At 61.4% G+C, this 11,156-nt stretch carries 10 protein-coding genes and 1 tRNA gene; 7 read left to right on the top strand and 4 right to left on the bottom strand.

All coding sequences use genetic code 11. From position 1 onward, the window contains the following. Window positions 1-354: 354 nt before the first annotated feature. Window positions 355-426 (bottom strand) — tRNA-Arg (locus I2I01_RS04595). Window positions 427-591: 165 nt separating this feature from the next. On the opposite strand from I2I01_RS04595, the gene I2I01_RS04600 reads away from it, so the two are divergent. Beyond that, window positions 592-1,059 (top strand): organic hydroperoxide resistance protein, encoded by a 468-nt coding sequence (locus I2I01_RS04600; RefSeq protein ID WP_196285230.1) that lies wholly within the window; start codon window positions 592-594, stop codon window positions 1,057-1,059. A gap of 115 nt (window positions 1,060-1,174) precedes the next feature. Here I2I01_RS04600 and sucC read toward each other — a convergent pair whose 3' ends face one another. Together sucC and I2I01_RS04610 are read right to left on the bottom strand one after the other, a co-directional pair. Further along, window positions 1,175-2,371 (bottom strand): ADP-forming succinate--CoA ligase subunit beta, encoded by a 1,197-nt coding sequence (gene sucC / locus I2I01_RS04605; RefSeq protein WP_196285231.1) that lies wholly within the window; start codon window positions 2,369-2,371, stop codon window positions 1,175-1,177. Window positions 2,372-2,544: 173 nt separating this feature from the next. Continuing rightward, a complete protein-coding gene (locus I2I01_RS04610; RefSeq protein WP_196285232.1) occupies window positions 2,545-3,708 on the bottom strand; it encodes a glycoside hydrolase family 113 in 1,164 nt (387 codons plus the stop codon). Between the two features lie 138 nt (window positions 3,709-3,846). Between I2I01_RS04610 and I2I01_RS04615 the strand changes: the two genes are divergently transcribed. After that, on the top strand, window positions 3,847-4,506 hold the full coding sequence (locus I2I01_RS04615; RefSeq protein ID WP_196285233.1) for an ABC transporter ATP-binding protein: 660 nt from the start codon (window positions 3,847-3,849) through the stop codon (window positions 4,504-4,506). 161 nt (window positions 4,507-4,667) lie between these two features. Here the strand turns inward: I2I01_RS04615 and I2I01_RS04620 are convergent, their stop codons facing one another. Beyond that, window positions 4,668-5,537: a COG4315 family predicted lipoprotein gene (locus I2I01_RS04620; RefSeq protein WP_196285234.1), complete on the bottom strand. Its 870-nt coding sequence runs from the start codon at window positions 5,535-5,537 to the stop codon at window positions 4,668-4,670. Window positions 5,538-6,116: 579 nt separating this feature from the next. On the opposite strand from I2I01_RS04620, the gene I2I01_RS04625 reads away from it, so the two are divergent. The 5 genes from I2I01_RS04625 (at window position 6,117) to I2I01_RS04645 (ending at window position 10,982) form a co-directional block, all read left to right on the top strand. Next, window positions 6,117-6,902, top strand: a complete 786-nt coding sequence (locus tag I2I01_RS04625) for a hypothetical protein (RefSeq protein ID WP_196285235.1) — start codon at window positions 6,117-6,119, stop codon at window positions 6,900-6,902. 234 nt (window positions 6,903-7,136) lie between these two features. Next, complete coding sequence (locus tag I2I01_RS04630; protein WP_196285236.1) at window positions 7,137-7,811, top strand: response regulator transcription factor; 675 nt, start codon at window positions 7,137-7,139, stop codon at window positions 7,809-7,811. A gap of 12 nt (window positions 7,812-7,823) precedes the next feature. Next, a complete protein-coding gene (locus I2I01_RS04635; protein WP_196285237.1) occupies window positions 7,824-9,200 on the top strand; it encodes an ATP-binding protein in 1,377 nt (458 codons plus the stop codon). Between the two features lie 304 nt (window positions 9,201-9,504). Continuing rightward, window positions 9,505-9,789 carry a hypothetical protein gene (locus tag I2I01_RS04640; protein ID WP_196285238.1) on the top strand — a complete coding sequence of 95 codons (285 nt, stop codon included), beginning with the start codon at window positions 9,505-9,507 and terminating at the stop codon, window positions 9,787-9,789. Between the two features lie 32 nt (window positions 9,790-9,821). After that, window positions 9,822-10,982 (top strand): efflux RND transporter periplasmic adaptor subunit, encoded by a 1,161-nt coding sequence (locus I2I01_RS04645; RefSeq protein ID WP_196285239.1) that lies wholly within the window; start codon window positions 9,822-9,824, stop codon window positions 10,980-10,982. The last annotated feature ends 174 nt before the right edge of the window (window positions 10,983-11,156 follow it).

Below are 11,156 nucleotides of genomic sequence, written 5' to 3' on the forward strand. Positions count from 1 at the left end.
CCAACCTTTACAAGTCATGCCGAGCGCAGAACAGCCTTAAACTGCCCAAAAGCACTGGCCGCAGCGTGCTGAAAGCGCGTTGCTACACGAATTTGTCAATATTTTCTGTGCTTGGCTAACACCAGGACCGGAAGCACGGGCGGGCCTCCTGTTCCGACTGAATCTCCACAGGAAGAGGCAAGGATGGCAACGCTCCGGCATCCGTTTGAAGTGACAGCGGAGGCGGCGACCGTTGAATAGAGCAGGAATAATCAGCAATTAGCGGTCAATTGGAAAAACTGCCTTTTCCAGTTCTGCTCTCCTGTCGCATGGAAAACGAAAAAGCCCCATTTCCAGCTGGAAATGGGGCTTTTGTGGCCACGTTAGGAATCGAACCTAAATCAAGAGCTTCGGAAACTCTCATACTATCCGTTGTACGACGTGGCCGGTTCCTGGATAGGACTGCAAAAGTAGCCGCAAAAACGAAGGCTACCAAATCCAGCAGCAAATTCCTCGCCCCAGCGCCATGCTTTGCCATAACCTCAGCGCCGCAAATGCAGTTAAGCCTAAGCGCATCACGCACTCATTTGCTTTCACCTTCCAACCCACACCATGAAAAAGAACCTGTACACGGCCGACGCCTCGGCCGTTGGTGGCCGTAGCGGCCACGTCCGCTCGTCTACCGGCATCATCGACCTCGACATGTCGGTGCCCGAGGGCCTCGGCGGCAAGAAAAACGCCACCAACCCCGAAGAGCTGTTTGCCGCCGGCTACGCTTCGTGCTTCCAGCAGGCCCTGCTCGTCATCGCCCAGCGCGCCGGCGACAAGCTCGCCCCGGACACCACCGTGCAATGCTCGGTCACGCTGTTCCAGGAAGGCGAAGGCTACGGCCTGAGCGCCGTGCTCGACGTAGACCTGAAGGCCTTCGACCGCGACAAAACCATTGATATGGTACGCCAGGCCCACAAAATCTGCCCCTACTCCGTAGGCACCCGCGGCAACATGGAAGTGGAGCTCAAAGTGCAGGGCGAAGCCATTCCCGTGCAAGCTGAAGAAAATGCCGGCGTGGCCGGAAAATAGTTGTCAGTTGCTCGTTGTCAGTTGTTAGCTCTGACGACAATTTGAATAAAAAGGCCCGTCTGAATTACCAGACGGGCCTTTTTATTGCTAACAACTAGCAACGGATAACCAGCAACTAAGCGTTAGCCAACACTTCTTTCACGCGGGCGGCGGCGTCTTTCAGCAGCACGGCCGACGATACTTTCAGGCCGCTTTCGTCGATGATGCGGGCGCCTTCTTCGGCGTTGGTGCCTTGCAGGCGCACGATGATGGGCACGCGGATGTCGCCGATGGCTTTGTAGGCTTCCACCACGCCGTTGGCCACCCGGTCGCAACGCACGATGCCGCCGAAGATGTTAATCAGGATGGCCTTCACATTCGGGTCCTTCAGGATGATGCGGAAGCCGGCTTCCACGGTCTGGGCGTTGGCTCCGCCGCCTACGTCGAGGAAGTTGGCAGGCTCACCGCCCGAAAGCTTGATGATGTCCATGGTGGCCATGGCCAGGCCGGCGCCGTTCACCATGCAGCCCACGTTGCCGTCGAGCTTCACGTAGTTCAGGTTGTTGTTCGAAGCCTCCACTTCCAGGGGGTCTTCCTCGTTGAGGTCGCGCAGGGCTACGAAATCCTTGTGGCGGTAGAGGGCGTTTTCGTCCAGCGTCACCTTGGCGTCCACGGCCAGGATTTTGTTGTCCGACGTTTTCAGCACGGGGTTGATTTCGAACATGCTGGAGTCGGTTTCGTCGTAGGCCTTGTAGAGGGCCGTCACGAACTTCACCATCTCCTTCTGTGCCTCGCCTTCGAGGCCGAGGTTGAAGGCAATTTTGCGGGCCTGGAAGCCCTGCAGGCCCACGGCGGGGTCAATCAGCTCTTTCAGGATTTTGTCGGGATGGGCTTCGGCCACCTCTTCGATGTCCATGCCACCCTCGGTGGTGTAGATGATGACGTTCTTGCCGCTGCTGCGGTCCAGCAGCACGCTCATGTAGAATTCCTTGGTTTCCGAGGGGCCGGGGTAGTACACGTCCTGGGCCACGAGCACCTTGTGCACCTTGCGGCCTTCGGCGCCGGTCTGCTTGGTCACGAGCTGCATGCCGATGATGCTCTCGGCAATGTCCTTCACCTTGTCGATGCCTTTGGCGAGCTTCACCCCGCCCCCTTTGCCCCGGCCGCCGGCGTGGATTTGCGCCTTGATGACGTACCAGCTGGTGCCAGTTTCGGCGGTCAGTTTCTCAGCGGCGGCTACGGCCTCGTCGGGGGTGTCGGCGGTGATGCCTTCTTGCACGCGAACGCCGTACTTTTTCAGGATTTCCTTACCCTGGTATTCGTGAATGTTCATAAAAACAGTAAAGGGGTGGGTTGTGCCTTGCAGCCCTGCGGTTGCAAACGCGAAAGTACGGCGCCCGGCTGTGATTGCCGCAACCCCACGGCAAGCATTGTAGCGTGGGCTCTGCGAGTCCGCGTATTCACCGACGTGAGAATGCGCGGACTCGCAGAGCCCACGCCACAATGCTACTGCCCGTACCAGCGCGCCAAAACCCCCTCGGCCGGCTTGTGCTGGGGCGTAAAATCGGCGTGGCGACGGGCCGGGCCGTCGGCCGCCAGCCCTGGGTACCACTTCCAGATGAACATGCCTTTCATCCACGGCTGGCCCCAACAGGTTTGGAATAATGCCTCGTAGCAGCGGGCCTGGGTGGCCTCGTCGGGCGTGGCGGTGGCCAGGCGCTCGGGCCATTCCCAGGGTTTGGCCGCCGCGTCGGGCGTGGTTTTGTAGCCCACTTCGGTGAAGACGATGGGCTTTTTGACTTTTTTCTGCCAGGCGGCCAGGGCGCGTAGGTGCGGCTGCCAGCCGCGCAGCAGCGTATCGAGCGGCGGGCTGGCGGCGGTGCTCAGGGGGAAATAGGCCTGTATGCCTACATAGTCAAGCGCATCCCAGAAGCGGATTTGCTGGTACTCCACGGCCCAGTTGGCGGCGTAAGTAAGCGGGCCGTGGTAGGTTTTTCGAATCTGCTTGATGAGCCTGCGCCAGGCCTTTTCATGGGCGGGCTCGGTGGCGTGCAGCAGTTCGGTACCGATGCACAGGCCGTCGAAATGTGCGCTTTCGGCCAGCGCGGCGTAGTGCAGGATGAAGGCCGAATAGCTGGCAAACCAGGCGTCCCAGTCGGCCGGGCTGCGCATGTTGATGTCGCCGGGCCAGGCGCCGCGGCCCCGCACCCACAGGTGCGGCTTGAGCAGCGTGCGGATGCCGTGCCGCCGCGCCAGCCGGGCCGTGTAAGTCAGGCCGGCGTCGCTTTCGCCCCACAGGCCGCGGCGCCCCACGGGCCGGGCCGTGTTGGTGCGGATGCCCGGCGTAGCGGCATCGGCTTGCCAGCCGAAGGGCATTTGGGCTATCCAGGTGATGTGGTCGTGCAGCAGGGGCGCCAGGTCGGTCTCGGTTATGGAGTCACCGGCCACCCAGTTCACGCCGCGCAGCCGGAGGCTGTCGGCAAGAGTGATGGGGCTGCTGGTTTCGATTGTTGCAACGGGAGCGTATTCGCCTTCTATCTCCCGCGCGGCCGGGCCGTTCTCGCTGTGGTAGGCCACCCGTTGGCCGAATAGCCACCACATTGCCGAAACGGATACCAGGCCAACCAGAGCCCAGAGTAACCAGCGGCGCAGCGAAAAGGACAAGGGCATTTTAACTGAATTTTCTAACCTTGAAACAGGATTAGCGACGCCAAACGACGAACCACGTATACAGCCCCGCTTAGCTGCCACCGGATTGTGCGTAGCTTTGCCACTACCGCATTCCGTTCACGTCTATCGCCGGCTCCGTTGCTGCAAGCTATTAACATTCACAAGAGCTACAACGCTCTGAACGTCCTCAAGGGCATCGATTTGACGATTGAGAAGTCGGAAATCGTGAGCATCGTCGGCTCTTCGGGCGCGGGCAAGAGCACGCTGTTGCACATCCTGGGCACCCTCGACACCCCCGATTCGGGCGAGGTGCTGTTCGATGGCGAATCGGTTAGCTCCTTGGGGCGCAATGATTTGGCGCGGTTTCGCAACCGGCACATCGGCTTCATTTTCCAGTTTCACAACCTGCTGCCCGAGTTCACGGCCCTCGAAAACGTGTGCCTGCCCGCCTACCTGGCTGGCCGCTCCGAAAAAGAAGTGCGCGTGCGGGCCCGCGAACTACTCGGCATGCTCAACCTGGAGCACCGCGCCGAGCACAAGCCCAGCGAAATGAGCGGCGGCGAACAGCAGCGCGTGTCGGTGGCCCGCGCCCTCATCAACTCGCCCGAAATCATCTTCGCTGACGAGCCCAGCGGCAACCTCGACACCAAGAACGCCCAGGAGCTGCACCAGATTTTCTTCCTGCTGCGCAAAGAGTTGGGCCAGACGTTCGTCATCGTGACGCACAACGACCAACTCGCCGAAATGGCCGACCGCAAAATCGTGATGCGCGACGGGCACATCATGGAGGGCGGGTAAGGAGTTGATAAAGCAAAAAAGTACGTCATGCTGAGCGCAGCCGAAGCATCTCTACCGCAACACTAAATCTGATTAGTTACGCGGTAGAGATGCTTCGGCTGCGCTCAGCATGACGTTCTGGTTTTTGGGCGTGCTGTCAGTTTAGGCAGCCGCTCCCTCCCCTACCGTGCTGGGTCGGCCACAAACCAGTAATCGCCGGAGTCATTCAAATTGTGGCCTTCCACTTTGCCGCGCGTGGCGGCGTCGCCGGCGTAGTAGTAGAGCGGGTGGCCGTTGTAGACGAGCTGCTCGCGGTTGCCGTCGCGGGTGATGGTGGTGAACTTACTGGCAACCAGCGTCGAGGGCACTGTCGGCTTGCCCATGTACAGGGCCGGCCAGATGGCGGCGCAGCCGCCCGTGCAGTTAGTGGGCAGGGTGCTGGGGCTGGTGTTGTCTTTGGCGAAATAATAAAGCGTGCGGCCGTTGACATCAGTCAGGAACGTTTTGGTGGACGAGGCCTGCGTGGTTTTGTCGACCACCGTTTTGCTGGCCAGCAGCACGCCGTATTCGGGGTTGAGCACGTGCCACACGCCACCAATGCCGTTGCCGCCGGTGGCACCGGGCGCCTCGCGGGTATTCACGCCGGTAGTGCCGGGGGCGTAGTAATAGAGCGGCCAGCCTTTGTAGGTGGTTTGCTGACGGCCGTCGGTGGTGGTTTTGGTCCCAAAATCTTCAGCTTTCAGCGCCTTGGGCACTTTGATGTTGGCTTCGTAGTACACGGGCCACAGGGGCATGCAGGTGGCGCTGGTGCAGTTGTTGGTGCCGTCCACGTCGCGGGCGAAGATGTAGAGCGTGTTACCGCTGGCGTCGGTCATGTAGGTGCCAAGGGTGGACGAATTGGCCAGCTTCACGTTGGCCACAGCGTCCTGGTCGACTTCGGGCGCGGAGTCTTTTTTGCAGCTGGTGGTGCTAGCGCCCAGGGCAGCCACGAGGGCCAGGCCCAGTCCGATAGACCGGAAGCGCGTCAGAATAGATGTTACCGAGTGTGCCATGAAAGTAGTTGGTTAAGAAGCTAAAAAGTGGTGAGCTGAGAAGTTTGCCGGCTAAAAATCTGGGCACAGCAAGTCCATATCCGGCCCAAACAGGGCGTGGACTGGCGACCGGGCTGGGCGCCGGGTCAATTCAAAAAAGAAGCATGCAGCCAGCTGACAGGTGAGCGAGCAGCGGAAGTCGGCGCCGACTTCCAGCCGCCCGTTCACGGGACAGCCGGCGCCCCATGCGCGGACTTGGGTGAGGCAGTCGCGCCGGGGCGGGGGGCTTTTCCTGCTACTCGGAAGCTAGCGAAAAAGGGTTGGCTCAGTGGTGCTAAATAGTTGAGGCGGCTAAAAAGAAAAGGCGTCCGGCCCGGTCAAGAATATCCCAATGAGCCGGAATTTTAGCAAACCCGCCGGTGTTTCACCTCCGAAAGCAACTCTCCCAAACTGGTTAGCCACATTTATTTTTATTATTGCTGCCAAATCACTGATTTACAGCAATAAAATTTACCAATATTTTTGGCTTTTTTGGCACGTTTCTTTCTACCTTTGGGTTATACTCACGAACATCAGTTGGACACATTAAAACACACCGTCATGAACGAGGCCACCAAAACCACCAAGGACATTACCAAAAAAGTAAAAGTCGAGAGCTTTGACATCAGCCGCTCCGACGAAACGCTGGACTTGGCGAAGGACCTCGCCAAGTTCATCAAGGACAATAAGCTGACCACCAACGTGCAGGGCAAGGAGTTCGTGAACGTGGAGGGCTGGCAGTACGCGGGTTCGCGCCTGGGCATTGTGCCCATCGTGGAGCACGTTATAAACGTGAGCTCGCCTGAAGAAATGAAGTATCAGGCCAAGGTGACGCTGTTCGACCTGCGCCACAACGCCACCGTCGGCGCCGGCTTCGCTGTGTGCTCGAACAAGGAGAGCGGCAAGAAATTCTACCAGGAGTTTGCCATCATGAGCATGGCGCAGACCCGTGCCATTGGCAAGGCCTACCGCAACTGCCTGGCTTGGATTATCCGCGCTGCCGGCTACGAGCCCACGCCCGCTGAGGAAATGGACTACAACACCAACACGGCTAATGCGGCACCCGCTCCTGCTGCTGCAGTAGCTCAGGCAGTGCCGGCCATGCAGGTAGTGCCCGCCGAGGCTCCGGCCCCTGCTGCCGAAGCTACGGCTCCGGTGCAGTACGCCACGGCTTCGCAGAAAGAGGAAATCATCCGCTTGCTCAACCACCCGGTCATCACCCGTCCGGAGAAGACCAAGATGCTGCTCAACATCAACCGCCTCGACGAGGAGCGCGCCGTGCAAGCCATTGCCAAGCTGCGCAAAGCCATCGACGACCGTGAGAACGGCGAGAAAGCAGCCGCTTAATTATTGCCTCCTATATCTACCAGCCCGGTGCCGCAAGGTGCCGGGCTTTTTTGTGGGCAGTGGGTGCCGTTTGAATTGGAGAAACCTCACCCCCGGCCCCTCTCCCTAGGAGAAAGGAGCCTGATGTTATAAGCAAGACCGGTTCCCCCTCTCCTCATGGGGAGGGGGTCAGGGGGTGAGGTTCCCGCCCCCTCGCCTGTGCGTACTTTTGAGCGTCTGTGAATTTCTGCTGATATGAAAGTCTTGCTGGTAGAAGATGAGCCCCAATTGGCATCCTTTGTCAAGAAGGGTTTTGAGCACGAAGGCTATGAGCTGACCGTGGCTTATGACGGGCGGTCGGGCTGGTCGCTCTACCAGCAGCAGCCGTACGACTTGGTGATTCTGGACGTGAACCTGCCCTACCTCAATGGGGTGGAGCTGTGCCGCCGCATCCGGGCCGGGCAGCACCGCGCGCCGGTACTGCTGCTCACGGCCCTCGATAGCCTGGCCGACAAGGAAGCAGGCTTCGAGGCAGGGGCCGACGACTACCTCGTGAAGCCCTTTGCCTTCCGCGAGTTGCTGCTACGAGCCCGCGCCCTCACCAAGCGCTACGCCGAAACCGGCGCAGCCCAGGTGTTGCGAATGGCCGATTTGGAGCTTAATCTGGAGTCGAAGATTGTGACGCGCGCCGGGCAGCGCATCGACCTGACCACCCGGGAGTATTCGCTGCTCGAGCACCTGCTGCTCAACCAAGGCCGAATTGTGTCGCGGGTGGACATTGCCGAGCGGGTGTGGGAGCTGGACTTTGACACCACAACCAACGTGATTGACGTGTATGTGAGCTATTTGCGCAAGAAAATTGACCGCGACTTTACGCCCAAGCTCATTCATACGGTGGTGGGGATGGGCTATGTGATGCGCGAGCAATAAGCCGCTGATGCTATGCTGATTCGCAACAAGCTGATGCTGCGCTTTACGCTGCTGGTGCTGGGCATCCAGGTCGGCTTTTCGGCGTTTATTTTCTACTTCAATGCCAGCATGCGGGCCCAGCGCTTCGAGCACCGCCTCACCAACAGCGCCCTGCTGGCGGGCCGCCTGCTGGTGCGCACCCACAAGCTCGAAACCGGCATCCTGGGCAGCCTGCGCCGCGGCGATTTGCTGACGCTGCCCGCGGAGCAAGTCAGCATCTACGGCCCCGACAACTCGCTGCGCTACAGCAGCGCCGACAACATTGACCAAGCGGTGAACCGCGCGCGGCTGGCGGGTCTGCGGCCGGCCCAACCAATGAAGTACCCGGCGGTGGGCCACCGCGAGGCGATTGGGCTGGTGTTTTTGCAGGAGCCCAATTCGGACCCGTACCGCATTTTTGTGTCGGCCGAGGACCGGATAGGCTGGGCGCAGCTGCGGCAGCTGGGGTTGCTGCTGGTGCTCGGCAATGTGGGGGCGCTGGTGCTCACCATTTTGGCGGGCTGGTTTTTTGCCGGGGCGGCCCTGCGGCCGGTGGCGCGCATCACACGGCAGGCGGGACGCATTTCGGCCACCAACCTGGGCCGGCGCCTTTCGGAAGGCAACGGGCGCGACGAGCTGGCCCAGCTGGCGCACGCCTTCAATGGCATGCTGGCGGGGCTGGAACAGTCCTTTGAAAGCCAGAAAAGCTTCCTGGCCCACGCCTCGCACGAGCTGCGCACGCCCCTCACCACCCTCACCGGCACCCTCGAAACGGCCCTGGCCTATGACGCCACCCTGCCCGAAGCCCGCCAGAGCCTGGCCCAGAGTCTCGACGCGGCCCGCCACCTGAGCGCCCTCACCAACGGCCTGCTGAACCTGGCCAAGGCCGATGGCGCCCTGCCCGCCTTCGCGCCGGTGCGGCTCGACGAGTGCCTTAACCAAGCCCTGCAGTTTGCCCGCGCCAAATACCCTGGCCGCGAATGGCGCCTCAGCTTCGGCGAGTTTCCGACCGAAACAGAAGCCGACCCGTTCATGGTGCCCGGCAACGCCGAGCTGCTGGTAACGGCCCTGCTCAACCTGCTCGACAACGCCGGCAAATACTCCAGCGGCCCCGTGCGCACCGAGCTGGCTTATGCTGACGCCGACACGCTGCGCGTGCGCGTAACCGATGCCGGCCCCGGCCTCACGCAGGAGGAATTGCGTCACATATACGAGCCGCTGTACCGGGCCTCGGGTGCGCTGGGCCGCCCTGGCTACGGCCTGGGCCTGCCCCTGACGCAGCGCGTGGTGCAGCGCCATGGCGGGCGCCTGGAAATTACATCGGCGCCCGGGGCGGGCACCACAGCCACAGTGTGGCTGCCGGCTGCCTGAGGTAGCGCATTAATTAAAGTTGGGTAATAAAGCGTCGTTCCGGAATTGAACGACGCTTACCTCTTGCAATCTCTGTCATCCTGAGCGCAGCGAAGGACCTTATCAGGTGAGAACGACGTGGTTCTGATGTGATAAGGTCCTTCGCTGCGCTCAGGATGACAGGCGGTACGAAGTCACTGTTGCGGTTGCTAAAAACGGCCCTGCCTCACCGGTAGGGCCGTTTTCATGTTTTCTAATACCGTTCTCATCTCGTTCTAATGTCGCGGCGGCTCCTTTGTGGCACGTTCCACCAAGGGCTTAGCCTATGCCGACGACTCCGTTCAAATCTCAACCGACCAACCTGCTGGCCCTGCTACTCGGTGGGGCTTTGCTGCTGTCGCTGGGCTTGAACGGAGTGTTGCTGACGGCCCGGCCCGAGCCCTGGCCCGACGACGATGACGCGCTGGCCGCCACCACCGCCGACCTGCACCTTACCCAGCGCCTGCTGGCCCAGTGCCAGCAGCAACAGCTGCGGCAGGACAGCCTGCGCGCCCACAATGCCAGCGCGACGCTGACCGAACATCAATCCGACTTTTCTTCCGCCCAATGAGCCTGCTTTTTGTGAAACCAAACTTATCAATCATGCCCAACCCCGGCAGCCAACCGCACCGCGGGCTGTGGGGCGGCGCGCTGGCCGTGCTGCTGGCGGCCGGCCTTGGCGCCTGCTCGGGCAATGCCGATGGCAAGAGCCAGGAAAAAGCCGAAGCGCCGGAAGTACTGCCTGTGGTAGCCCTCAAAACCACCGAGCAGGAGTTGTTTCAGGACTACGTGGCTGACGTGCAAGCCGTGCGCAACGTGGAAGTGCGGGCCCAGGTGGCCGGCTTTCTGGAGGAGATTTTTGTGGACGAGGGACGTCCGGTGAAAAAGGGTCAGCCCCTGTTCCGCCTCAACGCCAGCGCCCACCACAACCGCCTGAGCCAGGCCCAGGCGGCGCTGGCCGGCGCCCAGGCCCAGGCCAGCGCCGCCCGGCTGGAGCGCGAGCGGGTGCGCCTGCTGGTACAGGAAAACATCATTGCCAAAACGGAGCTGGCCCTCACCAACAGCAAGGTGAAAGACGCCGAGGCCCGCGTGGCCGAGGCCCGGGCCGGTGAGGCCGCCGCCCGCCTCAGCCTGGGCTACACGCTGGTGCGCGCGCCGTTCGACGGCATCATCGACCGGATTCCGCTCAAGCGGGGCAGCGTGGTGGAAGAAGGCACGCTGCTCACCACGGTTTCGGACTTGCACGAGGTGTATGCCTACTTCAACGTGGGCGAGGGCGAGTACCTGCAGTACGTGAAGGCCCGGGAGCGCCACCCCGACCGCCACTCCGACTCGGTGCGCCTCACGCTGGCCGACGGCTCGGCCTACCCGCTGGCGGGCCGCATCGAAACCACCGAGAGCGAATTCAACCCCAACACGGGTTCGCTGGCTTTCCGGGCGCGCTTTGCTAACCCGCAGCGGATGCTGAAGCACGGCGCTTCGGGCCGCGTGCGGCTCACTACTACCCTGCCGGCGGCGCTGCTGCTGCCACAGAAATCGGTGTTTGAAATTCAGGATAAAAACTACGTGTACGTGGTGGACGGGCAGGGCGTGGTGCACATGCGCAACTTCCAGCCGCAGGCCCGCACCGGCGATTTCTACGTGGTGAAGCAGGGGCTGAAGCCCGGCGAGCGGGTGGTGTACGAGGGCGCGGCCAGCCTGAAGGACGGGCAGCGCATCAGCCCCCGCCCGGTGGTGCTGGATTCGCTGCTGGCGGCGCGGTAGGGCCGCTCACAAGGTTCTGCCGGCCCAATTAGGCGGTCATGCTGAGCGGAGTCGAAGCATCTCTACCGCTTCGGCTGGCTCCCCTCTCCTGTGGAGAGGGGCCGGGGGTGAGGTTCCGCCGTTGAACGAAGCGGTAGAGATGCTTCGACTCCGCTCAGCATGACGTGCTGTTTT

The organism is Hymenobacter properus, from assembly GCF_015694735.1.
Taxonomy (GTDB): domain Bacteria; phylum Bacteroidota; class Bacteroidia; order Cytophagales; family Hymenobacteraceae; genus Hymenobacter; species Hymenobacter properus.

Coding starts and splice junctions, on each gene's coding strand:
- I2I01_RS04600 (WP_196285230.1), top strand. CDS start 592: ATGAAAAAGAACCTGTACACGGCCGACGCCTCGGCCGTTGGTGGCCGT.
- sucC (WP_196285231.1), bottom strand. CDS start 2,371: ATGAACATTCACGAATACCAGGGTAAGGAAATCCTGAAAAAGTACGGC.
- I2I01_RS04610 (WP_196285232.1), bottom strand. CDS start 3,708: ATGCCCTTGTCCTTTTCGCTGCGCCGCTGGTTACTCTGGGCTCTGGTT.
- I2I01_RS04620 (WP_196285234.1), bottom strand. CDS start 5,537: ATGGCACACTCGGTAACATCTATTCTGACGCGCTTCCGGTCTATCGGA.
- I2I01_RS04625 (WP_196285235.1), top strand. CDS start 6,117: ATGAACGAGGCCACCAAAACCACCAAGGACATTACCAAAAAAGTAAAA.
- I2I01_RS04630 (WP_196285236.1), top strand. CDS start 7,137: ATGAAAGTCTTGCTGGTAGAAGATGAGCCCCAATTGGCATCCTTTGTC.
- I2I01_RS04635 (WP_196285237.1), top strand. CDS start 7,824: ATGCTGATTCGCAACAAGCTGATGCTGCGCTTTACGCTGCTGGTGCTG.
- I2I01_RS04640 (WP_196285238.1), top strand. CDS start 9,505: ATGCCGACGACTCCGTTCAAATCTCAACCGACCAACCTGCTGGCCCTG.
- I2I01_RS04645 (WP_196285239.1), top strand. CDS start 9,822: ATGCCCAACCCCGGCAGCCAACCGCACCGCGGGCTGTGGGGCGGCGCG.